At 58.4% G+C, this 25,149-nt stretch carries 25 protein-coding genes and 1 tRNA gene; 20 read left to right on the top strand and 6 right to left on the bottom strand.

The genetic code is table 11. The annotated features are described in order from the left end of the window. The first annotated feature begins 68 nt into the window (after window positions 1–68). Genes IGS75_RS00660 through IGS75_RS00635 form a run of 6 tightly spaced genes read left to right on the top strand, consistent with a single transcriptional unit; the run spans window position 69 to window position 7,123 of the window. Window positions 69–551 (top strand): Lrp/AsnC family transcriptional regulator, encoded by a 483-nt coding sequence (locus IGS75_RS00660; protein WP_141352998.1) that lies wholly within the window; start codon window positions 69–71, stop codon window positions 549–551. 11 nt (window positions 552–562) lie between these two features. Continuing rightward, window positions 563–1,669 carry a glycosyltransferase gene (locus tag IGS75_RS00655; protein ID WP_202257247.1) on the top strand — a complete coding sequence of 369 codons (1,107 nt, stop codon included), beginning with the start codon at window positions 563–565 and terminating at the stop codon, window positions 1,667–1,669. A 4-nt stretch (window positions 1,670–1,673) separates the two neighbouring features. After that, complete coding sequence (locus tag IGS75_RS00650) at window positions 1,674–3,074, top strand: ArnT family glycosyltransferase (RefSeq protein WP_237468908.1); 1,401 nt, start codon at window positions 1,674–1,676, stop codon at window positions 3,072–3,074. 50 nt (window positions 3,075–3,124) lie between these two features. Continuing rightward, a complete protein-coding gene (locus tag IGS75_RS00645) occupies window positions 3,125–4,060 on the top strand; it encodes a flagellar motor protein MotB (RefSeq protein WP_141352994.1) in 936 nt (311 codons plus the stop codon). A gap of 26 nt (window positions 4,061–4,086) precedes the next feature. Next, a complete protein-coding gene (gene motA, locus IGS75_RS00640) occupies window positions 4,087–4,953 on the top strand; it encodes a flagellar motor stator protein MotA (RefSeq protein ID WP_141352992.1) in 867 nt (288 codons plus the stop codon). A gap of 52 nt (window positions 4,954–5,005) precedes the next feature. After that, window positions 5,006–7,123, top strand: a complete 2,118-nt coding sequence (locus tag IGS75_RS00635) for a prolyl oligopeptidase family serine peptidase (RefSeq protein WP_202257245.1) — start codon at window positions 5,006–5,008, stop codon at window positions 7,121–7,123. Window positions 7,124–7,242: 119 nt separating this feature from the next. Here IGS75_RS00635 and rpsU read toward each other — a convergent pair whose 3' ends face one another. After that, window positions 7,243–7,446 (bottom strand): 30S ribosomal protein S21, encoded by a 204-nt coding sequence (gene rpsU, locus IGS75_RS00630; protein ID WP_011251722.1) that lies wholly within the window; start codon window positions 7,444–7,446, stop codon window positions 7,243–7,245. A gap of 188 nt (window positions 7,447–7,634) precedes the next feature. Here rpsU and def point away from each other — a divergent pair, with 188 nt between their 5' ends. From def to IGS75_RS00610, 4 genes are read left to right on the top strand one after another with little or no spacing between them, the layout of a single operon-like run. Next, the gene (def, locus tag IGS75_RS00625) at window positions 7,635–8,147 is read left to right on the top strand and encodes a peptide deformylase (RefSeq protein ID WP_141352988.1); all 513 of its coding nucleotides are present in this window, start codon (window positions 7,635–7,637) and stop codon (window positions 8,145–8,147) included. Continuing rightward, on the top strand, window positions 8,144–8,632 hold the full coding sequence (locus IGS75_RS00620; protein ID WP_141352986.1) for a MarR family winged helix-turn-helix transcriptional regulator: 489 nt from the start codon (window positions 8,144–8,146) through the stop codon (window positions 8,630–8,632). The genes def and IGS75_RS00620 overlap by 4 nt, the downstream gene beginning before the upstream one ends. Further along, a complete protein-coding gene (locus IGS75_RS00615) occupies window positions 8,629–9,327 on the top strand; it encodes a response regulator (protein ID WP_141352984.1) in 699 nt (232 codons plus the stop codon). The genes IGS75_RS00620 and IGS75_RS00615 overlap by 4 nt, the downstream gene beginning before the upstream one ends. Continuing rightward, entirely contained in the window at window positions 9,305–10,699 is a 1,395-nt protein-coding gene (locus IGS75_RS00610; RefSeq protein WP_141352982.1) for an ATP-binding protein, read from the top strand. The genes IGS75_RS00615 and IGS75_RS00610 overlap by 23 nt, the downstream gene beginning before the upstream one ends. A 6-nt stretch (window positions 10,700–10,705) precedes the next feature. Here the strand turns inward: IGS75_RS00610 and IGS75_RS00605 are convergent, their stop codons facing one another. Then, window positions 10,706–11,278 carry an outer membrane protein assembly factor BamE gene (locus IGS75_RS00605; RefSeq protein WP_041110521.1) on the bottom strand — a complete coding sequence of 191 codons (573 nt, stop codon included), beginning with the start codon at window positions 11,276–11,278 and terminating at the stop codon, window positions 10,706–10,708. A gap of 106 nt (window positions 11,279–11,384) precedes the next feature. Here IGS75_RS00605 and IGS75_RS00600 point away from each other — a divergent pair, with 106 nt between their 5' ends. From IGS75_RS00600 to IGS75_RS00570, 7 genes are all read left to right on the top strand, one after another. Then, the gene (locus tag IGS75_RS00600) at window positions 11,385–11,966 is read left to right on the top strand and encodes a DUF177 domain-containing protein (protein ID WP_202257243.1); all 582 of its coding nucleotides are present in this window, start codon (window positions 11,385–11,387) and stop codon (window positions 11,964–11,966) included. Window positions 11,967–12,119: 153 nt separating this feature from the next. Further along, complete coding sequence (rpmF, locus tag IGS75_RS00595) at window positions 12,120–12,332, top strand: 50S ribosomal protein L32 (RefSeq protein WP_011251715.1); 213 nt, start codon at window positions 12,120–12,122, stop codon at window positions 12,330–12,332. Between the two features lie 72 nt (window positions 12,333–12,404). Beyond that, complete coding sequence (gene plsX, locus IGS75_RS00590) at window positions 12,405–13,505, top strand: phosphate acyltransferase PlsX (RefSeq protein WP_202257241.1); 1,101 nt, start codon at window positions 12,405–12,407, stop codon at window positions 13,503–13,505. A 6-nt stretch (window positions 13,506–13,511) separates the two neighbouring features. Beyond that, window positions 13,512–14,486, top strand: a complete 975-nt coding sequence (locus IGS75_RS00585; protein WP_202257239.1) for a beta-ketoacyl-ACP synthase III — start codon at window positions 13,512–13,514, stop codon at window positions 14,484–14,486. Window positions 14,487–14,560: 74 nt separating this feature from the next. Next, entirely contained in the window at window positions 14,561–14,887 is a 327-nt protein-coding gene (locus tag IGS75_RS00580) for an integration host factor subunit alpha (RefSeq protein ID WP_041110517.1), read from the top strand. Further along, window positions 14,877–15,761 (top strand): MerR family transcriptional regulator, encoded by an 885-nt coding sequence (locus IGS75_RS00575; protein WP_237468898.1) that lies wholly within the window; start codon window positions 14,877–14,879, stop codon window positions 15,759–15,761. Before IGS75_RS00580 ends, IGS75_RS00575 begins: the two co-directional genes overlap by 11 nt. Before the next feature lie 60 nt (window positions 15,762–15,821). Then, a tRNA-Pro gene (locus IGS75_RS00570) sits at window positions 15,822–15,898 on the top strand. A 31-nt stretch (window positions 15,899–15,929) separates the two neighbouring features. Here IGS75_RS00570 and IGS75_RS00565 read toward each other — a convergent pair. The 3 genes from IGS75_RS00565 to IGS75_RS00555 all read right to left on the bottom strand — a co-directional run bounded on the left by IGS75_RS00565 (window position 15,930) and on the right by IGS75_RS00555 (window position 18,436). After that, on the bottom strand, window positions 15,930–17,045 hold the full coding sequence (locus IGS75_RS00565) for an AI-2E family transporter (protein ID WP_141351297.1): 1,116 nt from the start codon (window positions 17,043–17,045) through the stop codon (window positions 15,930–15,932). Window positions 17,046–17,150: 105 nt separating this feature from the next. Next, complete coding sequence (locus IGS75_RS00560) at window positions 17,151–17,597, bottom strand: DUF3574 domain-containing protein (RefSeq protein ID WP_141351295.1); 447 nt, start codon at window positions 17,595–17,597, stop codon at window positions 17,151–17,153. Beyond that, entirely contained in the window at window positions 17,594–18,436 is an 843-nt protein-coding gene (locus IGS75_RS00555) for an NUDIX hydrolase (RefSeq protein ID WP_237468896.1), read from the bottom strand. The genes IGS75_RS00560 and IGS75_RS00555 overlap by 4 nt, the downstream gene beginning before the upstream one ends. Before the next feature lie 122 nt (window positions 18,437–18,558). Between IGS75_RS00555 and IGS75_RS00550 the strand changes: the two genes are divergently transcribed. The 3 genes from IGS75_RS00550 (at window position 18,559) to fusA (ending at window position 22,986) form a co-directional block, all read left to right on the top strand. After that, on the top strand, window positions 18,559–20,340 hold the full coding sequence (locus tag IGS75_RS00550; RefSeq protein WP_237468894.1) for an ABCB family ABC transporter ATP-binding protein/permease: 1,782 nt from the start codon (window positions 18,559–18,561) through the stop codon (window positions 20,338–20,340). A 71-nt stretch (window positions 20,341–20,411) separates the two neighbouring features. Then, window positions 20,412–20,714 (top strand): 50S ribosomal protein L28, encoded by a 303-nt coding sequence (gene rpmB / locus IGS75_RS00545; protein WP_041110511.1) that lies wholly within the window; start codon window positions 20,412–20,414, stop codon window positions 20,712–20,714. Window positions 20,715–20,883: 169 nt separating this feature from the next. Then, on the top strand, window positions 20,884–22,986 hold the full coding sequence (gene fusA, locus IGS75_RS00540; RefSeq protein WP_141351280.1) for an elongation factor G: 2,103 nt from the start codon (window positions 20,884–20,886) through the stop codon (window positions 22,984–22,986). A gap of 508 nt (window positions 22,987–23,494) precedes the next feature. Here fusA and IGS75_RS00535 read toward each other — a convergent pair. After that, window positions 23,495–25,078 (bottom strand): S10 family peptidase, encoded by a 1,584-nt coding sequence (locus IGS75_RS00535; protein WP_141351278.1) that lies wholly within the window; start codon window positions 25,076–25,078, stop codon window positions 23,495–23,497. Between the last annotated feature and the right edge of the window lie 71 nt (window positions 25,079–25,149).

Here is a 25,149-nt window from a genome sequence, read left to right as displayed (position 1 = left end):
ATATAAAGACTTCCGACGCATCTGCCATCTTTGCGGATCATGTCACCTGCCATATATGTCAGAGTGAAATGAACGTACCGCCACACCCCGCACCGATTGAACTGGACGCCATCGACCGGCAGATCATTGCCGAACTTCAGGTCGATGGACGCATGACCAACGTGGAACTCGCCCGTCGGACCGGCATTTCCGCGCCCCCCTGTCTGCGACGTGTCCGGCGGCTTGAAGAAATGGGGATCATCAAGGGCTACCATGCAGAAGTGGATGCGGCCCTGCTGGGCTGGTCCCTGAATTTCTATGCCCTGATTGGTCTCGAGAGCCAGAAAGGCAGCGTGTTGGAAGCCTTCGAGGCACAGGTCGGCGCCTGGCCCGAAACGCGGGAATGCCATATGATTCGTGGTGGCGGCGATTTCCTCGTGCGCCTTGTTGCCCGCGACGCCGCCCACCAGAATGCCCTGACGCGCTTGTTGACCGACAGCCCGCATGTCGTCCGCGTCCAAACCCTCCAGACCATCCATACAAGCCGTGATCTTGCCGGCGTGCCGATCTGACGGCTGATCCCATGACCGCCTCGCGGCTGCTGCCGCTTCCGGCCGAAATGAGTGTCATCGTCCCGTGTTACAACGAGGTCGCCAATGTGAGGCCCATGGTCGCCGCGTTGGACAGCGCGCTTGAAGGCCGGAAATGGGAAGTCATCTTCGTCGATGACAGCTCTCCGGACGGCACGGCGGCCGAGGTGTCCCGCATTGCACGTCTGGACCCGCGGGTCCGGGTGCTGTGCCGGGTCGGGCGCCGTGGCCTGTCATCCGCCGTGATTGAAGGAGTTCTCTCATCAAGTGCCCCGTGGGTCGCGGTCATGGACGGTGATCTGCAGCATGATGAATCCGTCCTGCGCACCATGCTGGCCGAATTGCAGTCCGGCGCGGATATCGTCGTGGCGAGTCGACATGTCGAAGGCGGAGATAGCGCCGGACTGGCGGGGCACTGGCGACACATGCTCTCAGATGCGGGCATCCGGGCCGCGCAGGCCATCATGCCGCATCCGCTCAGTGATCCGATGAGCGGCTTTTTCGCCATGCGTCGCGATCTCTTTGACACCCTGCTACACCGACTATCGGGAACAGGCTTCAAGATCCTACTCGATCTGGTGATGTCAGCACCCCGGACCGTGCGTATCGTCGAGGTGCCTTTTGTATTCCGCCCGCGGCAGGCCGGCGAGAGCAAGCTCGATATCGTGGTCCTGATCCAGTTTGCGACCATGCTGCTCGACAAGCTGGCTCGAGGCTGGCTGCCGACGCGTTTCATGGCTTTTGCGCTGGTCGGGCTGATTGGCGTGGCCGTCAATGTGGCCGTCCTGAATCTGGCAGGCGCCTGCGGTCTGGGTTTTTCTTGGGCCCAGCTGGCCGGAACAGCCGTCGCCATCCTGACGAATTTCATGCTCAATAACCGATTCACCTATCATGACCGTCGTCTGAAAGGGATGAAGCTCTGGCGCGGACTGGTCATTTTCATTGCCGTTTGCTCGCTGGGTGCGATCGCCAATATTGGTATTGCACGCATGATGCTGGACAGCGCCGGCCATGGCCATTGGGACCGTTCCTCCGCTGCCGGAGCTGTCGTCGGCGTTGTCTGGAACTACGCGGTCTCTTCTACGCTTGTCTGGCGCTGACATTGTGAGTGATACCCCGCGCCAACTTCGGCTGTTCTGGGCGTTTCTTGTCCTTCTGACTGTTATCCGGCTGTGTCTGGCGGCCAATGTCCCGTTGACGCCCGACGAGGCCTATTATTGGGTCTGGTCCCGCAATCTTCAGCCGGGCTATCTGGACCATCCCTTCATGGTTGCCCTCTGGATCCGTGTCGGGACATGGATCGCCGGGGAGACACCGCTGGGTGTCCGTCTGCTGGGTCCGTTCTCCGTTTTACCCGGAAGCTGGGCGCTTTATCACGCAGCTCGGCGTCTGCTGCCGTCCTGCCCATGGCCAAAGTCCGGCTTCGGGGCTGTGCTGCTGCTCAATGCTACGCTCATGCTGGGTCTGGGCGCCGCCACCATGACGCCAGACACCCCGCTGCTGTTCTTCATCACGCTATTTCTTTACACGCTCAGCCGTGCTGTCGATCCAGAGTTGAAACCGCGTGCTACTCTTCCGTGGTGGATCGGTTCGGCTGTTCTTCTGGGGCTGGCTTTTGATTCAAAATACACCGCCGTCCTGATCTGTGCCGGACTGGGGGGCGCTGTCCTTGCGACGGGACGCTTGCGCCGTCAGTTTGGTCCGTGGTTGGCCATTCCGGTCCTGTTTTTGGCGATGTCACCTGTCATCCTGTGGAATGCGTATCACCACTGGGCCAGCTTCATCAGACAGGGAGGCAGGGCGGGAGACTGGCATCCGGCTCGTGCCGTCCAGTTCATAGGTGAGCTGATCGGAGGGCAGATTGGCCTCGCCACGCCGCTCATTTTCGTTCTGTTCGCGGTCGGGCTCTGGGTCTGTCTCAAACGCAATCGCCTTCTGGCCTGGCTGGCTCTTGTGCCGATGGTCGTGTTCGTCACGCATGCCTTCGGGGACCGGGTCCAGCCAAACTGGCCGGCAGTGATCTATCCTGTCTTTGCCCTGGCTGCTCTTGAAACAGGCTGGCGCGTCCGCTGGCCCGTCATCAGCGGGCTGGCGCTGACGCTCATGGTCTGTATTCAGGCGGTTTTTTCGCCGCTGCACCTTGTGCCCCATCGGGATCCGGTTTTGCGTCTGACCGGCGGCTGGGAAACCTTTTCCCGACAGCTCGCTCTGAAGGCCAAAGCCGAAGGCGCAACCGCGCTTGCCGCCGAGGATTACGCTCTCGCCTCAAGGCTGGCGTTCACTCAGGATATCCTGCCCGTGATCGGGACGGATACGCGCTGGCAGCTTTTCCGCCTTTCTCCAGCAATGAGCGCAAAAGCCGTCATGGTCGAGGAGCAGCGGCATGGCACGGTTCCAGAAAAATCCGTAACACTGTGCCGGGAAGTCCGCGCTCAACCCATCCGCTGCTTCACCGTCAGCCCGCCAAGTTTCACGATGGGTGTGCAGCTTCCCGGGCGTTCTTAAACCTCTCCTTAAGAACTCGCCCGTCATACTGGGAACACTCAGGAGGCGGGATGTCCAACCAGAACGGTAAAGAAGCTCGAAAAATCATCATCAAGCGTTTTGATGTGGTCGAGGGTGGTCATCATGGCGGGGCGTGGAAAATTGCCTATGCCGATTTCGTAACGGCCATGATGGCGTTCTTCCTTGTCATGTGGCTCATCAATGCCACGACGGAAGAGCAGCGCAAGGGTATCGCCAATTTCTTCAATCCGATGGCGGTCTGGAAGGATGTGCCGCCACCGGTGGAGAATGTCCTGCCCGCGGCACCGGAGCCAGTGTCTCTGGAGACGAAACCGGTTGCCCTGAAGCCGGGAAAGGACCAGTACGGCAAGGTGTCCCAAGAAGCCGGAGGCTCCCAGCAGGGGAAGGGCCAGACCGCGCCGGGCGTGCATACAGCGCAGATCGTCGTTCTGCATGACAGCCAGATCCAGCCCGGTGAGCCCCCCGTTACGCCTTCTGTCCAGAAGGCTGAGCAGGAGGCCAGGGCTGCCGCGGCCCAGAAGATCCAGGCGCTCATTAGCAATACGCCCGAACTGGCGGATGTCCGTTCCCAGGTCTCGGTCACGGTCGGTGATGACGGGCTGCATGTCCAGATCGCGGATTCCGATCATCAGCCGATGTTCGCTATGGGGCAGTCCTCGCCCAATCCTCATGCCGTCCAGTTGATCAAGGCAATTGTGCCGTATCTTGAGAAGCTCCACGGCAAGCTCTCCATTGCCGGATACACCGACGCTGCTCCCTATCGCCCTGGTCAGCTGAGTAACTGGAGCCTGTCGAGTGCGCGTGCGGTCGCAGTACGGGATCTCGTTGTCCAGAGCGGCTTTCCGGACCGGCGTTTGAGATCCGTCAGCGGATATGCCGACCGCAATCTTTTTGACCCCACCCAGCCGCTCAATCCCGGGAACCGTCGCATCGTCCTGGTGCTGTCGCCCGATATTTCTCAATAAATTCAAGTTAGTCAGGAAATTTTCGGATGTTCATCATTATCGGTCTGGTCGTTGTTCTGGGTTGTGTTTTCGGATCGTTCGTAGCATCCGGCGGTGCTATCGGCCCGCTTGTCTCGTCAATGCCGTTCGAGCTTCTGACCATTCTGGGAGCCGCAGTCGGAACCTTTCTGATGGCTAACTCCCTAGGCGCCGTCAAACATCTTCCTGCCGGTATCAAGAAGGCCATGAAAGGCTCCCAGTACGGCCGGACGGATTACGTCGATCTTCTGAGCTTGCTGTTCCACATTGCGAAACTGGCGTCTTCCAAGGGGTTCATGGCGCTGGAAACTCATATCGAGGATCCGCAGGGCAGTACGGTTTTTGGTGCCTTTCCGAAGATTCGGGACAATCCCCATGTCTGCTCGTTCATCTGCGACTATCTGCGCATGGCGGGCATGAATGCGACTGATCCGTACCAGATGGATGAAGTGATGGGGAACGAACTCAAGAAGAACATGCGCGAGGAAATGCATCTTCCCCATGCACTTCAGTCTGTCTCCGACGCGTTGCCTGCTCTGGGAATTGTGGCGGCGGTTCTGGGCGTTATCAAGACCATGGCGTCCATCAGCAAGCCGCCGATCGTTCTTGGTGAAATGATTGCGGGCGCGCTGGTGGGAACATTTTTGGGTATTCTTTTGGCCTATGGAATTGTGGCTCCGATCGCGAGCCGGCTTGGGGGCGTGGTTGAGGAAGAGTCGTCTTATCTTGATCTCGTTCGCTCCGTTATTGTTGCTCATCTTCAGGGAAATGCGCCACAGGTCAGTGTTGAGATCGGGCGTAAAAGCATCCCTTCCGACTTGATGCCGAGCTTTCAGGAAGTCGAAGAAGCGGTCAGCGCAGCGGCTGTGGCCTGATCGGTCGGATGTCTTTACGATGTCGATATTGTTGGTATCGTAAAGGCTTTCCATGTTTCCTGTTCTTGCGAGAGCACTGTGCCTGTCTCTCTCCATCCTGCCTCTGGCAGCTTATGCGGGTTCGCCCTCTCTCCCGTCGCCTGCCGAACTGAGCCAGACGGACGGTGCGAAGGCGCTGGACTGGGTGAGGGCACAGAATGCCCATACAGAGGCGGTCCTCACATCTGATCCCCGCTACAAACCCCTGTATCAGAAAATCCTGACGGCCCAGCAGTCTCCGGTCCGTCTTGCCGTTCCCACGCAGCAGGGCGGGGAAATCTGGAACTTCTGGCAGGACGATGTTCATGTCCGCGGGATCTGGCGTAGCGCTTCGGTCGCGTCCTTCAATTCCGGTCATCCGGAATGGAAAACGCGCTTCGATCTCGATGCTCTGGCGCGCACCGAACATGCCAACTGGGTTATGGAGGGTCTTGAGTGTCTTGCGCCGCAGGATCGCTTCTGTCTCATGTCCCTGTCCCAGGCAGGGGAAGATGCGCATGTGGTCCGGGAATACGACACGCAGACGGGTAGTTTTGTAAAAGACGGTTTCGTTCTGCCTTCCGGAAAACAGACTGTCACCTGGGTGGATGCCGATACGCTTCTGGTTTCGCGGGACTGGGGTACGGGCGATGCGGGGCTGACCAAGTCAGGTTATCCCTATTCGGTCCGGCTGCTGCGGCGGGGTCAGACACTGGCTCAGGCTGTCGAAGTCTATCGTGGGCAGACCAAGGACATGGATGTTTCGCCGGAGAGGCTGCGTGATGAGAAAGGGCGGCAGCTTTTCCTTGTCAGCCGTCACCGGGATTTCTTTCACACGGAAGTCAGCCTTTTCAATTCTGTCACCCATCAGCTGAGTCGGCTGCCCCTTCCAGAGAAATACGACAGCCTCTCCTATCTGGATGGTCAGCTGGTCCTGCATCTGCTTCAGGACTGGGTCTTGCCCGGACGGACGTTTCGTGCGGACAGCATTGTTGCCCTCGATCCGGCAAAGCCGTCTGCACCCCGGCTGATCCTGTCGCCGACGTCCCGTCAGACCATCGGGGATGGTATGGGGGACGCTGTGGCGGTGACCAGGGATGGTCTGGTGGTTGTGGTGTATGACAACGTCCAGCCTGTCCTGAAGCTTTTCCGCCATGAGGCGAGCGGGGCATGGAGCGCGCGTTCCATTGCGCTGCCCAAAAACATGGCGGCGGAAATCGTCTCGTCAGATCCGAAGCTTGCGCAGGCCTATCTTCAGCTTGAAGGATTCATTCAGCCGCCGCAGCTGTGGAGCCTGAATACGACGTCCCAGACCGCGCAGCCGCTGTATCGTCAGCCGGACCTGTTCGATACGTCCGGTCTGGTCGTGGAGCAGATGTCGGCGACCAGCACGGATGGCACGGGCATTCCCTATTTCATCGTTCATGCCAAGGACTGGCAGAAGGATGGCGCCCGTCCGACCCTGATGACGGCTTATGGCGGGTTCGGACTTTCGTATCTGCCCGTCTATCATCCGGATCTGGGGATTACGTGGTTTGACCGTGGTGGCGTGTATGTCATGGCCAATATCCGTGGTGGCGGAGAATTCGGCCCGGCCTGGCATGATGTCGCCCGGCGGGAAGGACGGCAGAAGGCTTATGACGACTTTGCGGCTGTGGCTCGCGATCTGATCGCCAGGCATATTACGTCGCCGAAGCATCTGGGGCTGCGGGGGCGCTCCAATGGCGGTCTTCTGGCGGGTGTGGAGTTCACTCAGCATCCTGACCTGTGGAATGCGGCGATCATTGGTGTCCCGCTTCTGGACATGATGAATTACGAGCAGATGGCCGCTGGGGCGTCTTGGGCTGCGGAGTATGGGAGCATCTCCGAGCCGGGGCCGCGCACCTTCTGGAAAAAGATGTCGCCCCTGCAGAACCTGAAGGCCGGAGTGTCCTATCCTGAGCCGTTCATCTTCACGTCCACGCGGGATGATCGCGTTGGTCCGATCCATGCACGCCGGTTTGCAGCCCGGTTGGAAAGCCTAAAGCTGCCTTTCCTATATTATGAGGATGTGGAAGGTGGTCATGCCGGTACGGTCAATGCAGCTGAGATCGCGCATGAGCGGGCTCTTGAAGCGATTTACCTCAGCCACAAGCTGATGGACGTACAATAAGTCACGCCGCGCCCCTGTCCGTTCAAAGGAACGGGTAGGGGAGAGGCAGGGTTTTAGGCACAAAAAAAGCCGCTGTCCCGAAGGACGCGGCTCTTTTTCCGTTCGGAGGATGTGAAGGCTTAGAAGCCTTCACGCTCCAGACGCTTACGCTCCATCTTGCGAGCGCGACGAACAGCTTCGGCTGCTTCGCGGGCACGCTTCTCGGAGGGCTTTTCGAAGTGGCGACGCAGCTTCATCTCACGAAACACGCCTTCGCGCTGCATCTTCTTCTTGAGCGCCTTAAGCGCCTGGTCAACATTGTTGTCACGAACGAGAACCTGCACGGTGCCGTCAACTCCTTATGGGCCCGCTCTTAAGCGCCACCCGTGATATGGCATTCCAACTAAGGATGGTGCCCTTAACACATCTTTTGCGGGGAACGCAATTCATTCAGGAACGCTTGAATGGATTATTCCCAACGCGCACTCTGGGACACTCGGATGCTACTCCCGTTTAAAGGACAGACGTTTTCATGGCCCTGCTTAAGATTGCCCGTATGGGCAACCCCGTCCTGCATCAGGTAGCACAGGCCGTTTCCGACCCGAAAGCCCCGGAAATTCAGTCGCTCATCGCAGATATGCTGGAAACGATGGCCGATGCCCGGGGTGCCGGATTGGCCGCGCCGCAGGTTCATCAACCCTTGCGGATTTTCGTCTATCACGTTCCCACGAACCGCGTGGCGAATCCCGAAGAGGCATTGCTGCCCCGCGTTTTTATCAACCCCGAAATCAACCCTGTCGGTGATGAGATGATGATCTGTAGCGAGGGGTGTCTGTCGATTCCGGGCCTCCGGGCCGATGTGCCACGCCATGCGAGGGTCCGGTATTCCGGGTTGGATGAGAATGGTGAGTTGCTCGAAGGTGAGGCGACCGGTTTTCATGCCAATGTTCTGCAACACGAGAACGACCATCTGAACGGCATTCTCTATCCGCAGCGCATTACCGATTTCGAACGATTCGGATATGTGGAAGAAATTCTCCGGTGAGCTCCCGTCTTATGGACGTTTCGTCATCTGCCACGGCGCATCTCTATCTGCGCGAAGATCGTATCCGTCAGTCCTACGAAGCCATGATGCTGGCCTGGCGGACTTTGAATGCCGATTGTGAGGCGCTTCTGCGTGAAAAGGGGCTGGGGCCTGCGCATCATCGCATCCTGTTCCTGACGGCCGCTCATCCGGGGATTACGCCCGGGGTTCTTCTGAATAGTCTGGGCATTACCAAGCAGTCTCTAGGGCGTGCTTTGGGAGATCTGCGGGAGCGTAAACTGCTTATTCAGGAAGAAGACCGTCATGACCGCCGCAAACGGCCGCTACGGTTGACGGCGAATGGAGAAGCACTTGAGCGGGAACTCTTTCTTATGATTCGCGAAGTCATGACCCGGGCGTATCGAGAAGCCGGCATGACAGCTGTCGAGGGGTTCCGGCGGGTTCTGGCGTCTCTTCAGGCTCCGTCGGAAAGTTGCGCGCGATGAGTGATGAACATATCCTTGTGGTCGATGACGATCCGCGTCTGCTGCGTCTGCTTCAGCGTTATCTGTCGGAAAACGGCTATCGTGTCAGTACGGCGCTTGATGCGCAGACGGCACGGGATGTCTTGCAGCGCATTCAGCCGGATGCTCTTGTCCTTGATGTGACGATGCCAGGCGAAGATGGGCTATCGCTGACGAACAGTCTGCGCAGAGACGGCCTGTCGCTGCCGATCTTACTGCTGACGGCGCGTGGTGAGCCGGCGGACCGGATTGATGGGCTGGAAGCGGGGGCGGACGATTATTTGGGCAAGCCCTTCGAGCCGCGTGAACTTCTGCTCCGTCTGCGCGCGCATCTGCGCAGGGTGGTGCCGTCCCTGCAGGCTGTAGATGAGGTCCCGGATGTCCTGCGTTTGGGAGATCTGGAATTTGACGTCAAACGAGGTCTTCTCAGTGGACCACAGGGAGCGGTCCATCTGACGGGCGGAGAGTCTGCACTTCTTGGGGTGCTGACCCGTCAGCCCGGGACAGTGCTATCGCGTGAAGCCATTGCCCGCGCCCTTGAAATGGACGAGATCGGTGAGCGGGCCGTCGATGTGCAGGTCACGCGCCTGCGTCGTCGGATTGAGGTCGACCCCAAGGAGCCGCGTTTTCTTCATACCGTCCGAGGAAAAGGCTATGTTCTCAAGCCGGGACGCTGACCCTGTGGGGGAGCGAGACGACGCCTGGCAGAAGCTGGACCGCCCGCTGAGGCGCATCCTGCCGCGCTCCCTGATGGGACGATCCATGCTGATCGTTCTCATTCCGCTGCTGGTCACGCAGGCCATTGCGCTGGGCCTGTTTTATGGCACCTACCTGAATGTGGTCTCCAGGCGCCTTTCGGATGGTGTTACGGGTGAAGTCTCGCTCGTTATTGCTATGATCGAGCACACCTCTTCAGACGCCGAGCGGACACTCGTGCTTCAGGACGCGTCGTCCCGGACCCAGCTCGGATTTTCATTCCAGCCCGGTGAAATGCTTTCCCGGTATGGCACCAATCATGTCCTTGGTCCGATGGATGATGATTTCGCGCGATCCATCCGGCAAAATCTTGGACGGCCCTATGATGTGGACTGGTCGGAGTCTCCGCAGACCGTCCGGGCGTCCATCCAGCTTCAGCAGGGTGTGATGGTGGTCATGGTGCCGGTGAAGCGCCTGAATATCGGTCCGATCTGGTTGTTCGTCGTCTGGGCTGTCAGTAGTTCGATCGTACTGTTCCTGATCGCAGGTCTGTTTATGCGCAATCAGGTTCGGGCCATTCGCAGGCTGGGTCATGCGGCCGAACTGTTTGGTATGGGAAGGGACCAGGGACCGATCCGCCCGCAGGGCGCGCGGGAAGTCCGTCAGGCTGCCATTGCTTTCAACCGTATGCAGGCGCGCGTTAATCGTTTCGTGGCTCAGAGGACGGCGGTTCTCGCCGGGGTGTCGCATGATCTGCGGACGCCTTTGACCAGGCTGCGTCTGACCGTCGCTATGATCCCGGTTTGTGGCCCTATCCGTGCCGAGGCCTTGAAGCCGGATCTTGCGGATATGGTTGCGGATATTGAAGATATGGAGCGCCTGATTGGTAGTTATCTGTCCTTTGCCCGAGGAGAGGGCGCCGAAGAGCCTGTTCTGACTGATCTGAGGGGTATGCTTGCTGATGTCGCAGCGGCCACCGTAAGGGCTGGGGGACAGGTTCTGGGTGTGGAAGGGCGTGAGGGCGTGGAATCTACGGTGCGCCCCGATGCCTTGCGGCGTGTGCTGACAAACCTTGCGGAAAACGCCCGCCGCCACGGGGGGGCGATGCGTTTTTCTCTGCGTGAGGGAGAGCGGAACGTTGAAATTACGGTTGAGGACAACGGCCCTGGTTTGTCGGCCAGTCGCCGGGCGGTAATTTCAGAACTTAATGGCACGATGGCCAGTCAAAATGGGAACAGCAGCGGGCTGGGTTTAACGATCGTGCGCGACATCATTCATGCCCATGGCGGATCGATCCGTTTGGTGGAAAGCCCACTGGGAGGGCTGGGTGTGGTGCTCAGCCTCCCGAAATAGTCAGGCTCAGGGCAGCGTATTGCCAGCGCCGCCATTGCCGGTGCCCTGACCGCCCATCGGGCCGGTGCTGCCACCGAACTGGCTGCTCATGCCGCTCATCGGGTTGTAGCGGCCGACATTGCCCAGCAGTTCCTGCAGGATGGACGAACTGGTGCCCGGTGTCGGAGTTTTTGCGCCTACCATGCCGACATACATTGCGTTCTTCTTGTTCAGCGTGTCCATCTTGCGTAGGACGCCGCCGTTATCGAAGTTCAGGACTACGACCTGCTGCTTCTTCACGCTCGGGAACGTCAGCGGCGTCGGGGACGTGATCATGGACACGTAGATCCATGTGTTGTCGTCGAAGGTTGCGTGAGCGGTCGGTGACCCTAGCAGATCCAGAACATCGGTGCGTGTGCTCGTTCCGGGAACAAGCTGTGCGTAGTCGGTCTTTTCGATCAGGGAGCCGCGCGGCTCGGGAATCGGGGAAAAGAACGAGCATCCGCCGAGCAGCAGCGGAACACATGCCACTCCGGCCTGTGCGAAACGGCGAAGGAGGCGTGTTCTGCTTTGGGGCGTCGGGGAAGATGCGTTATTCATGGATCCGGAAACTATCCTGTGCAAGAGAACCGCTCAAATGAGCGCGTGCCCGAACGGCGCCTGCATGTCAACGATTTCCCCCATATTCCGGGGGTGGAGTGCCTGAATGTCCCATTCACCCGAATTTTCCCGACGCATCCCCTTCAATCGGCTGGGATCGGGGCTGGACGAGACGATCGAGGCCTCGCCCGCCGAGCGCAGGGCTCTCGCCGCCCGGCTCGGAATCCCTGAGATCGGAACCTTGGTCTGCCGGTTTCGCCTGATGCCTTCGGAGAGCCGGAGCGTTCTGGCGGAAGGGCATCTTTCGGCGAAGGTTACGCAGATCTGTGTTATTACGTCCGAGCCTTTCGAAGACGTTCTGGCTGAGACTTTTTTTCTGAAGTTCATTCCTGAATCCGACATGCCGGAAGACGAATTCGATATCGATTCCATCGACCTGGATGGACCGGACGAAGTTCCGCATGATGGAAAGGCCGTCGATATCGGTGAGGCAGCGGCCGAACAGCTGGCCCTGATGCTGGACCCGTATCCGCGCAAACCTGGTGCCGGTTTGGAAAATGCAGTTGACGTGGCGCCTGCAGAAGGGGAAGAAGGGGCACATCTGTCTGGCGAGGAGCCGGATGGTCTGCGTCGTCCCAATCCGTTTTCGGCGCTTTCGGCGCTGAAAAACGGGGGCAGGAAAGAATAAAATCCCACGTCTGACTTGCGGGATGTTACGGGCTCTGCTAGAGCCGCCCGCCTGAACTCGACGTAATTACGAGACGACGAACAACAGGGCACCGGATGCCGCGGGGAGCGGAGCAGGGGTGCCGACACTGAAGCAGAAAGAGGCATAAAAGCCATGGCCGTCCCTAAAAGAAAGACTACGCCGTCCCGTCGTGGCATGCGTCGCAGCCACCAAGCCCTGGGTGTTGAGGCACATGCAGAGTGCTCGAACTGTGGTGAGATGAAGCGTCCGCATCACGTTTGCAGCCACTGTGGCCATTATGACGGCCGCGAAGTGGTCGCCGCTGGAAACAGCGGCAAGGGCCTGAAGACCGCCGTCCGCGCCTGATCCCTACCTGCGGGTCCGTAGCTTCCAGAAAGCGCGGCCCGCATCTGTGATGCTGTCCGGGAAACTGTCTCAATGACCAAAGCGCCTGACCGTGGCACCGCGGCCTCCGGGCCTTACGCCCTCGCCGTCGATGCAATGGGTGGTGACAGAGCCCCGGATATTGTCCTTGCCGGCCTCGAACTGGCCGCCGACCGGCACCCTAAGGCCCGTATTCTCCTGATCGGAGACGAGGCCCTTCTCGGGCCGGCTCTGGCAAAATATCCTAAAGCTGCCCGTCTGTGTGATATCCGTCATGCTGCGGCAAGTATTTCTATGGACATGAAGCCGACTGCGGCGCTTCGTGTGCGGGGTTCGTCCATGCGTATGGCCATGGAAGCCGTCGCTGCCGGAGAAGCCTGCGGTGTCGTGTCGGCGGGTAACAGCGGCGCCATGCTGGCTCTGGCCAAAATTATCGTCAAAGCTCTGCCGGGTATTTCCCGTCCCGCCATGATTGCTGTCGAGCCTTCCGCACGCGGTGATATCGTGATGCTGGATCTCGGGGCGAACATCGCCTGCGATGCTCGCAATCTGGTCGAATTTGCTATCATGGGTGAAGCCTTTGCGCAGGCCGCCCTAGGTCTTCCGTCTCCTACGATTGGTCTTCTCAACGTTGGTTCGGAAGAGCTGAAGGGTGATGACCGTCTGCGTCAGGCGTCTGAACGCTTGCGTGCCAGTCCTCTGGCTCCCCAGTTCCACGGCTTTGTGGAAGGTCATGACATCACCGCTGGGACGACCGATGTGGTGGTGACGGATGGTTTTACGGGAAATGTTGCCCTGAAAACCGGTGAAGGGGCTCTCAAGTTGGCCTTCAGCCTTCTGAGGCGCGTCTTCCAGACCAATCTTCTGACCCGCCTGGGGTATCTTCTGGTCAAGCCAGGTCTGGAGCGGATGCGGGAATGGATCGATCCGCGTCGCTATAACGGCGCCCTGTTTGTTGGCCTGAACGGTATTGTCGTGAAGTCGCATGGCGGTGCAGATGGTGAGAGCTTTGCCGCGGCTGTAGATGTTGCCATGGATGCCGTCACACACCATTTGAACGACAAGATCCGCGATCGTCTGGAGCAGCTTGGAATGGGGGCTCCCGAGCCTGTCGCTCCTGTCGCTGCCAAGGTCGCGCCTGAACCTGTGAGCTGAAAAAACATGTCCGATCCCATTCGTGTCCGCCTGACGGGTGTCGGGGGTTATCTTCCGCGTGAGGTTGTAACCAACGACGATCTTGCCCGGAAATTCGGTATCGAGACTTCGGACGAATGGATCAAAACCCGAACCGGTATCGGCCAGAGGCATATCGCTTCCGATGACGAGACGACGTCCAGCATGGCGGCTGAGGCCGCGCGTCAGGCGCTGGAATATGCTGGCGTAGATGCGTCACAGGTCGATGCCGTTCTGGTCGCCACTGCGACGCCGGATCAGGTCTTTCCGGCCGTGGCTGTGCAGGTGCAGGCTCGTCTTGGCATGACTGCCGGGTTTGGCTTTGACATCAGCGCGGCTTGCTCGGGTTTTGTCTATGCCCTCGCGACGGCAACGGCCCTAATGCAGTCAGGACAAGCCAAAAAGGTCCTGGTGATCGGCAGCGAAGTTTTCTCGCGCCTGCTGGACTGGACCGATCGGTCTACCTGCGTCCTGTTTGGCGATGGTGCAGGGGCGGTTCTTCTGGAAACCGGCGCTGGAGAAGGCGAGGGCGTTCTGTCCACGCATCTGCACTCGGACGGCCGGACCGGCGATATCCTGTATGTGGATGGTGCTGCGGGTTGCCCGTCAACATCGCAGCATCTGCGGATGCAGGGGCGTGAAGTTTTCCGTCATGCTGTCGTTAAGCTTTCGCAGGCTGTCGATGAGGCCCTCGAAGTCAATGGTCTGACCGGGCAGGATATCCAGTGGATGGTCCCCCATCAGGCGAATCTGCGCATCATTGACGGGATGGCCAAGAAACTGGCGCTTCCGGCGGATCGGGTGGTCGTGACTGTAGATCGTCATGCCAATACGTCTGCGGCATCGATTCCGCTTGCTCTGAACGAAGCCGTGCGGGATGGACGGGTCAGGAAAGGCGATCTGGTGCTGATGGAAGCGCTGGGTGGCGGTCTGACCTGGGGATCTGCTCTTATCCGGATGTAAGCCTGTGGCCTGACAGTGCGCAGGTTAATGATTGATTCCTTTGACTGTTCTGAACGTCATGATACGCAAGTGACATGAGCACAGTCACGCGCGCGAATCTTGTCGAGCATCTTTACAGTCGTGTCGGTCTTTCCCGGCATGACTCCTCCATGATTCTTGAAAGCCTGCTGGGTGTGATCTCAGACCGTCTTGAAGCAGGCGAATCCGTAAAACTAAGCGGATTCGGAACATTCTCTGTCCGCCAGAAGGGCGAGCGTATCGGCCGCAATCCCAAGACGGGTGTGGAAGTTCCCATCTTGCCGCGAGCAGTGCTGGTGTTCAGACCTTCCCAACTGCTGAGGGACCGCATGAACGGTTCTGAGAATGGCGCAGCGGCCGAGGCTTCCTCCCATGACAGATAATTTCATATCCCAGACCGTCATGGTTTCACCGAGCGACGATCTTGCTTCCGCTCCGGAGAAGGTCAGGAAGGCGCCCGAGGCGTACCGCACCATCAGCGAAGTCGCTGAAGAGTTGCATATTCCCCAGCACCGTCTGCGGTCCTGGGAAACCATTTATCCAGGTGTAAAGCCTTTTCGCGGGGAAAGTGGCCGTCGCTATTACAGCCCCGAGCATATCGAGACACTTCGACTGATTTCGGATCTTCTTTATGTGCAGGGATACAAGGGGCAAGGGGTTCTACGGGTTCTGAGGGAGCGCCGTGCCGAGAAGACGCGTGCAGCCGCCCAGAAGGCTGTTCCGGAGACTGCGTCTGAAACGGTTCAAGAGGTTTCGGCAGCATCTGCGGAAGTGGTTCAAGTTCCGGTTGTCACGGTTGAGGTGACTGAAGCGAGTTCTGTATCTGTTGTGGACGCACCGCCGGTAGCCGAGCCTGTCGAAAATGAAGACATTCCGGTGACGCCGACAGAGGTCAGCGTTGACGATATTGTTTTTCCAGAAGTTCCTGCCATGGCCCACGAGGTCATGCTGACGGAAACGGTTGACAGTACGGCAGAAAATGGGATCCCCGAAGCCGAAGCCGAAGCCGAAGCCGAAGCCGAAGCCGAAGCCGAAGCCGAAGCCGAAGCCGAAGCCGAAGCCGAAGCCGAAGCCGAAGCCGAAGCCGAAGCCGAAGCCGAAGCCCCCGATTCTGCTCTGCTCGTGACGCTGCGTGACGAAAATGAACTTCTTTTCAATACGCTGGAAAAGACTGAGGCTGAAAACAGCCTGCTGCGTTCGGAACTGCGCGAAATTCTCGAAGAGCTTCGCAATTTGCGAAATCTTCTGCCCGTCTAGTCACAATCCCCCATTGCGGTGACGGCGGGACACTGCTAAACCACCGCCACCGCAGGACGACGGGCAGTAGCGCAGCCTGGTAGCGCACCAGTCTGGGGGACTGGGGGTCGTGGGTTCGAATCCCGCCTGCCCGACCAGTCCTGCGGTAATTTCCTTTCTTTAAGGTCCTTAGTCTTCTGCATAGACGCCCTTGCGCGGATTTACTTCCGTCCAGAGCGTCCATAGCAGATGCAGTGCAGCCATGATGGCTGGTCCAAGGAATAGGCCCAGAAGACCCCAGGTCTCGGCCCCACCCAGAATTCCAAGCAGAACCCACAGAAACGGCATTTTCGTGCTGCCGCCAATCAGGGCGGGACGGATGAAGTGATCTGCAATAAAGATCACGACGGAGCCGATGGCTGAGACGACGATCGCACCGATCATGCTGCTCTTTGCCAGTAGAAGCAGGGCTACCAGCCCAACGGTTGGCCAGGCTAGGAACGGGATCATTGCGGCCACGGCCGTCACCATAGCAAACAGCAGGGGTTGGGGGGCGCCTGTTGCCATGTAGACGATGCCCATGATCGCCCCTTCGCCCAGACCCACCAGAACAAGACCTGCCAGCGTGCCGTGCACGGAAGAGATCATCTGTTTGGCCAGGCTTTCACCTTGTTCGCCGAACAGGCGCTGCGATCCTAGCAGGCATTTACGGATGACGCTGTCTCCATCTTTAAGCAGGAAGAACAGCGTCAGGAGTGAGAATGCGAACAGCGTTCCGCGGCGTGCAAGCTGCGATCCGACCTGTTTTGTCATCTGCATGCCGTGTCCCACATCCACCGAATGAAGCAGATGAGACAGGCGTTGTGGGCTCGTCATATGGTTCTGCCACCAGTTGGTGGCCTGGGCGGACAGGAACGGTAGATGTGGGACCCATTCCGGCATTGGGATGCCGTTGTTTCGCACGTCATCAATCCATTCCAGTGCACTTCGTGCCTCATCGGCGACCTTTACGCCGACCAGTGAGACGGGCACCAGGAAAATCAGTGCTACCGCCAATGTGAAGACCATCGGCAGCCAGTCATTGCGGCCAAAGCGCAGCTCGGCCCTGCGGTAGAGCGGCCAGATCGAAATGGCGAACACGCAGCCCCACAGCAGCGCGGGCAGGAAACCCTTGAGCGTATAAAGACCGATTGCCACGAAAAAAAGCGCCAGAAAGCCCCGTGCACGCCGTTGGATCGTTCCGGTTGAGGCGGAGGCCTCAACCGTGATGGTGTCGGAAGAAGGGGGCGGAGAAAAATCGGTCATGAGAATTCCGGAATAAAAATATGTCTGAACTGTCGTCCTGTGCAGAGAGGCCTGCTCCGAAGAGAGAAATCCGGATAAAAGATAGATGCAGGAACCTGAGCAACGCTATTCCACGAGCATGTTTTCGAATGAAGAGCAGCCGGACTGGATGGCTAGTCCGACTGCCTGCTGACTGAAACGTTTCTGATACGCCTGACGAATGGATTTCAGGTAAGGCTGCAGATTACGATCGGAAGACGGGGCTACGATCCAGACGATTCGCGATGCTTCTCGGGTGACCCGGTGAGCTACGGCATCATACCACTGTCCCTGTGCGTCAATCACGGTGAAACCTGCGGGAAAGCGCGGCGTGATTTCGCTGTTCACGAAATTCTGCCAGTCATCGCCATCGATGATGCTGCCATCGGGGCGTGTCAGGCCAAACATTAGCCTGATCTGCACACTGTTGCGGGTCTGGATTTCGCGGCACAGATTGGGTGTGACGCTGACCGGTACGATACATCCGCCGAGCAGCGGGGCTGTCAGGGACAGCAGAAGCAGCGTTTTCTTCATACAGTCCGATCCGTCAGAGCATTTTTCAGGATAGCGGCTTCAGCGGGAGCGAACAGGCCGCGGCGAATGAACAGGTCGATCAGGACAAGATTGACGTTAAACTTGAACGCATCGGTGTCCCGAACCAGCGCAACGACCTCCTGAATGGGTATAAGGTGAAAGCTCTCCACCTCGCCGTCCTCCGCTACAGGCGTGAAATCATGCGGAAGGGTTAGATCATAGCAGTGTAGCACGTCCCGTCGCAGCCCTTCGGGGCGTTCAAGTGCGTATTCGATCCGGCTGACGGCGCGGGCTGTTGCTGCCAGTTCCGCCGGGATTCCTGCTTCTTCCTGCGCTTCCTTGATGACCGTTGTCTGTGGATCGAGGCCTGCGCTCATGCCTCCTGCGACTAGGTGGTCCAATTTCCCTGGATCCAGACGCTTACTCATACTGCGGCGGGCTACCCAAAGGAAAAGTCCGTCCTCACGTTCGACCAGACCGTTCAGATGCACGCCTTCGGCGGCTAACCCCAGAACAGGTATGGCGCCCCGATCCACCTGACCCAGAATGATGCCGCTGTCATTTCGGACATCAAAGGCTTCCTTATGGGACGCGTAAAGTCCCATGTCGCACAGTGTCTGAGAGAGCGGTAGAAGCTCTGAGCCGGTGTTTAAGCCGAAACTCTGGCCTCTCTGAATCCCAAGTGTTTGAAGTGTCTGTGCAGTTGTGGAACTGACCCAGCCGATCTGTTCTGCTTCGCAGAAAAACGGCAGACGGCCACCGGGCAGGACTGCGCTGTTGCAGGCTGCGATATGCCGAAGAAAGGGGGCGAGGGCAGGGGGGAAGGATTTGTCAGACACAAAGCGATATGTCGCATGCAGGCAGGTATTTGCAAAGCATCGCCTGCACTTCCCATAGTCTGCCGATGCTCAAGAAAACCGATTCGACATCTCAAGCGCTCTCCCTGTGGGTGTTGTGGCCCATGATCCGGCCTGAAAAACTCTGGCCCGACGCGACACGCATCGGTTTTGCACTGATCATTCTTTTGGTGGAAAGCGGCACGGCCGTCGCCACTCCCTGGCTCTTTAGCCGCATGATCAGCAGTCTATCACGTCCCGAGACCTTACTGGCTGTTCCGGTCTGGCTGATCGTCCAGTACGCGGTCATCCGGATTATTTCGGGGCTGGCGACCCCGTTGCGGGAGCTTCTGGTCAAGCCTGTTGGAACGGATCTTCAGCGCCGTGTGGCTGTTCTTGGCCTGCGTCACCTGCATAATCTGAGCGTGCGTTTCCATCTGGACCGGCAGACCGGTTCCCTGACGCGCACGCTTGATCGGGGGGCGGATGCGGTTGGGACGCTGTTGTCCCTGGCGCTATTTAACGTGTTGCCTAACGTTATCGAACTTATCATGACGCTGACCGTCATTCTGAAGATCTTTGACTGGCGTTACGTTGGACTGCTTTTGCTGGCGCTCGGGCTGTATTCTGCTGTCTCTTATGTTTTTACCCGTCTGAGAATGACGGCGAGACGGGCCCGTAACCGTGCGAGCAACGAGGCCCAGCACCAGTTGGTGGACAGTATCCTCAATTTCGAGACGGTTCGCAGTTTCGCCAACGAAGAGCATGAAATTGCCCGTTACGATGCGGCCCGGAAGGATCTCCGGCAGGCTGAAATCAGCCTTCAGCGTTATGTCAGTTTCTCCCAGATTAGCCGCGGCATTTTGATTGCGGCCACGACGACGACCCTGCTGTCCATGGCGGCTCATGATATCGTGGCGCACCGGTTGGCGGTTGCGCAGTTCGTGTTGATCGGCAGCTATCTGAGCGGGCTGTATTCATCCGTTGGTGCCCTGAATTACGTCAGCGCCGGCTGGCGCAATGCGCGTGTTGATCTGGAGAATTATCTCGAACTGCTTGCTGTACGCTCCGAGATTACTCCTGCTGTCCAGCAGGTCCATCTGCAGGGAAAATTGTCGGAAGCGAGGGCGGCTTCCGTCGCGTTTCGGCATGTTTCCTTTGGCTACAGCCCAGCACGGCAGATTCTGCATGATGTTTCCATCACTATTCCCGCAGGTACGTCTCTCGCGATTGTCGGGCACACAGGGTCAGGTAAATCCACCCTAGGGCGCCTTCTGACCCGGGCCTATGATCCGACCGCAGGCTCGGTCTGCATTGACGATCATGATCTGCGCGATATTGCGCCGGCTGACATCCAGAAGATCATTGGCACGGTTCCGCAGGATACGGTGCTTTTCAATTCCAGTATTGGTGAAAACATTGCTTATGGAGACCTGTCAGCGTCTCGTGGAGAGATTGAGAAGGCGGCCCGGAGTGCGCAAATCGATACCTTCATCCGTGACCTTCCTGATGGGTATGACACTGTTGTCGGTGAGCGTGGCCTAAAGCTTTCGGGTGGAGAGAAGCAGCGTGTGGCCATTGCGCGAGTCATTCTCAAGGACCCACGCATTCTTCTGCTGGACGAGGCTACGAGTGCGCTTGATACCCGCACGGAGGTCGCCATCCAGAAGGAGTTGGTTGTCCTGTCGCAGGCGCGCACGACGATCATTGTCGCGCACCGTCTTTCCACGGTTCAGGATGCCGATTGCATCGTGGTGCTTGACGCAGGGCGCGTGGTGGAGCAGGGAAGCCACATGGAACTGCTGTCCGCAAGTGGCCATTATGCCGCAATGTGGGCCGCACAGGCGGGCGAAAACGTTGCTGGACCGCTCTCGGGGGTTGACGAAGCCCCCAAGCATACGTCATAAGCCGCGCCTGATTTACGGAACACGCCGGGCCTCGCTGTCCTGCGTCATCCAGCATCGAGGAAAGTACCACCATGTCTCGCCGTTGCCAGATCACGGGCAAGGGCGTGCTGACGGGCAACAACGTCAGCCACGCCAATAACAAGTCCCGCCGTCGTTTTCTCCCGAACCTGCAGGAGACCACGCTGATCTCCGATATTCTCGGTGCTTCGGTGCGTATGCGCCTGTCCACCAACGGTATCCGCACGGTTGAGCACAACGGTGGACTGGATTCGTTCCTGCTGGGTACGCCGAACCGCAAGCTTCCGACGGAAGCCCAGGTCATCAAGCGCCGTATCCTGCGCGTTCAGGAACGCAAGGCTGCCCAGACCGCCTGAGGAATTTTTGCCGAACTTTGTTTGGTAACAAGATTGCTCTTGAAAACCATGGCGGTCTGGGTCATTCAGCCGCCACTGGGATAAATCAGGTTCGGTCCTTTTACAGGGCCGCAGCGGAGGTGTTTCGGTTCAGGCTGAAACACCTTTCATTGTATTTTGGAGGTTCTCCGTGTCCGAAAGCGTTCAGGAAGCCAAGTCGGCTCTCTCGAAGATTCGCAACATCGGTATTACCGCGCATATCGATGCCGGTAAGACCACGACGACCGAGCGTATCCTGTATTACACGGGTGTGTCTCACAAGATCGGTGAGGTCCACGAAGGCAACACCACCACCGACTACATGGCGCAGGAACGTGAGCGTGGCATCACGATCACCTCGGCTGCCGTGACGTGTGAGTGGAACGACCACCGCATCAACATCATCGACACCCCGGGCCACATTGACTTCAACATCGAAGTCAACCGTTCGCTCCGCGTGCTCGACGGCGCGATCTTCGTGATCGAAGGCGTGGCCGGCGTGCAGCCGCAGTCCGAAACGAACTGGCGCCTTGCTGACCGTTACAACGTTCCGCGCGTCATCTTCATCAACAAGCTCGACCGGACCGGCGCAGATTTCTACTACGCTTTCAGCACGCTGAAAGAGAAGCTGGACATCGTGGCTGTTCCGCTGCAGCTCCCGATCGGCGCCGAAGAAAACTTCGTTGGCGTGGTCGATCTGGTCGAGATGCGTGCCATCGTGTGGGAAGGCGGCGAACTCGGCGCCAAGTTCCACTACGAAGAGATCCCGGCTGACCTGAAGGAAAAGGCTGACGAAGCCCGCCAGGTTCTGCTCGACACGGCTCTCGCCGTCGACGACGCTGCCATGGAAGAGTACTTCGAGAAGGGCGACGTTGATGTCGCAACCCTGAAGAAGTGCATCAAGAAGGGTGCGATTTCCGGTGAATTCCGTCCCGTCATGTGCGGTACGGCGTTCAAGAACAAGGGCGTTCAGCCCCTGCTCGACGCGGTCATCGATTACCTGCCGGCTCCTGACGAAGTCGAAGGCATCCGTATTGCTCCGCCGGAAGGTGAAGAAGTCGACGAAGACTTCCTGCCGATCGTCCCGGTCGATCCGGATGGCAAGTTCGCTGGCCTTGCGTTCAAGATCATCTCCGACAAGTACGGCACGCTGACCTTTGTTCGCGTTTATCGTGGCGTCCTGAATTCCGGTGACACCATCTTGAACACGACGAAGGGTCACAAGGAACGCGTCGGCCGCATGTTCCAGATGCACGCCGACAAGCGTCAGGAAGTGAAGTCCGTTGGTGCCGGTGACATCGCCGCATTCGTGGGTCTCAAGGACACCGTCACGGGTGACACGCTTGCCGATGCTTCCGATCCGGTGGTTCTGGAGCGTATGCAGTTCCCGGTTCCGGTTATCGACATCTCCGTCGAGCCGAAGACCAAGGACGGCGTCGAGAAGATGACGCTGGCGCTGCAGAAGCTGACGGCTGAAGATCCGTCTCTGCACCTCAAGACCGATCAGGAAACGGGTCAGACCATCCTGTCCGGCATGGGCGAGCTTCACCTGGACATCATCGTTGACCGTCTGCGTCGTGAATACGGCGTCGATGCCAACATCGGCGCACCGCAGGTGGCTTATCGTGAGACGATCACGCGGCCGCATGTCGAGACCTACACCCACAAGAAGCAGTCTGGTGGTTCGGGTCAGTACGCTGAAGTCAAGATCGAATTTGCTCCGTCCGACAAGCCGGATGAGATCATCTTCGAGAACAAGGTCGTCGGTGGTACGGTTCCGAAGGAATACATCCCGGCTGTCGAAAAGGGCATCCGCATGCAGAGCACCACGGGTGTTCTCGCCGGCTTCCCGACGGTGGACTTCAAGTTCACGCTGCTCGACGGTAAGTACCATGACGTTGACTCGTCGGCTCTAGCCTTCGAAATCGCCGCCAAGGCCTGCTTCCGTGAAGGCATGAAGAACGCCGGTCCGGTGATCCTCGAGCCGATCATGGACGTTGAAGTCACGACTCCGAACGACCATGTCGGTGACGTGGTGGGCGATCTTAACCGTCGCCGCGGCATCATTCAGAGCCAGGAAACGTCTGGTTCGACCGTGATGATCCGTGCGCAGGTGCCGCTGAAGGAAATGTTCGGCTACATCTCGCACCTGCGTTCTGCAACGAAGGGCCGTGCGTCCTTCACTATGCAGTTCCATCACTACGAGGCCGTTCCTCGCAACGTGGCCGACGAAATCATCGCGAAGTCCGCCTGATTTCTTTGCCTCGGTGAAACATCAGACCCCGCCAGAGCAATCTGGCGGGGTTTTTTGTATTTCCCATTCAAGGAAGCCGACATCGTAGTCTGCATCCCGGAGATCCGTCGTTACAATTCTGTCGGTGAATTATTTCGCGCAGGCAGAGCAGTTTTGCGGCTTTCGGCTCTTCGTCCCATGAGGGAAGTTCAGCCAACTATAGGCTTTTGGAAACGGCGGAAGGAGAAGGACACCATCTGACGTAGCCTGTTTCCGGCTGAGTTGAGGCCGTGAGCAATCCGTTCCGTCTTTATTTCCGTCGTCCGGATGTGGATGCGCTGGCGGAGGCCTGCGTGGGACGGATGCTTGAGAAGGAAGGGTCTTCGATCAGGTCATGGAGTACGTACGAGTTTGCGCTCAACGGGCCTGACTGCGCCTTTGTGCGGATTGGCTGGTCTGTCCGTAAGGGGAGCACAAAAAAAGCGGCGGAAGGTTGCCCCTGCGCCGCCTTGTCCTGTCCCGTCAGAGATTAATGCAGATTGTCTGTCCGACGGATGAAGGCTGCAACGTTGTCATGAAGCTGCTGCAGGGTCGCCGGGTCCACATAGACCATGTGGCCAGACGTGTACTGCGCATATTCGATGTTCTTCTGTAGGCTGTTCGGCATCGGCAGATGCTTCATCTCGTACACGCCTTCAAAATAAGGCGTTGCGAGGTCGTAGTAGCCAGCATTGAGCATGACGTGCAGATTCGGATTGGTCTTCATTGCCATGGCCAGGTCCGTCATGACGTTAGGTTCGCCCTTAGGCTGGTAACCGTGGCCGGGCTGACGGTGATGGCTGTCCCAGTGGCCCTGACTGTTATAGAGGCGATAATCTTCGTCCGTGCCGTATTTGAGCGTGTTGCGGACATAGTCGTTGAAGACCGTGACATAAGCCGAGCTGATAGCGCTGGACTGCGGATCGTATTCCACTTCCTGGCTCATCGGATCGATTGTCGGGCTTGAATAGCGGGTGTCCAAACGGCCGGTCGCCATACCGGTCTTTGCCTGAAGCTGTTGGTCGAATTCGCCGCCATTGACGCGCAGATCTGCGCGCAGAATGTAATCGACGGGCAGGCCCGTGTAATCATGTAGCTTCGCCGCAATGGCCTGGCGCTGGTTTTCTGGCAGATCGGCACCCTGACGCAGAGCCAGCGTGTAGTCGGTCAGTGCGAAATGCTCGACTTCATGCAGGAACGCCTTCAGGTCCGGATGTTCGGCCGGCAAGCAGTGATGATACCACGCCGTTGCTGCATAGGTCGGCAGGGCCAGCACATAAGGGTCGTCCACGCCAGCATTGAACTGCGGGCTGTCATCGCTGTTGTCGTAGTTCAGGATCTGCGACAGCAGGATAACGCCATTGAAGTCGATGTTCTCGTCCTGCTCCAGGTCGTTGATGACTACGGCCGAACGCATCGTGCCATAGCTCTCACCGAATAGGTATTTGGGCGAATTGTAGCGGTGATACTTGGCCAGGAATTTCGAAATGAAGTGCGTAAAGGCTTCAGCGTCACCATCGACGCCAATGAACTCCTTGTTAGCATCCTTGCCCGCAATACGCGAGAAACCTGTGCCCGGCGCATCGATGAAGACAACGTCTGACACGTCCAGCAGGGATTGCGGGTTGTTGATGAGCGCATAGGGGGCGGCCGGTAGATGGGTGTCACCCGGCGTGTTTACGCGGCGCGGGCCGAAGGTGCCCATGTGAACCCAGACGGAGGCTGAACCAGGGCCGCCGTTATAAAGGAAGGTGATCGGGCGTTTTTCGGCGGGAACACCTTCTTTGAAATAGGCGGTGTAGAACATGGAGGCGACGGGCGCGTTCTTGCTATCGTCATCCTTGCCGCCATCGAGCTTGGTACCACGCTTGGCCAGGATATCGCCGGAATCGTTGTAGTCGTTGCCATGAACCAGAATGGTACCTGCGACTGCCCGGTAGGGGATGGTTGCGCCATTGACCGTTACGGTTCCGTTCGTCACGCTGTCAGCATTGGGCGCCGGTGTGGCAGGACCTGCCGCTAGAGCAGGCACAGCCATCATGGCTGCACCCAGAAGAAGGGCCTTGCGAAGCATGCAGAGGAACTTTCCGTTGGATGTTATGACGCGAGCTTTCTAACCGCAGGCGGTCGCACTCGACAAGAGTT

The organism is Gluconobacter sphaericus (assembly GCF_016757795.1).
In the GTDB taxonomy this organism is placed as follows: Bacteria; Pseudomonadota; Alphaproteobacteria; order Acetobacterales; family Acetobacteraceae; genus Gluconobacter; species Gluconobacter sphaericus.
Note: the sequence above shows the minus strand (reverse complement) of the source record. Positions and strands in the feature narration are given on the sequence as shown.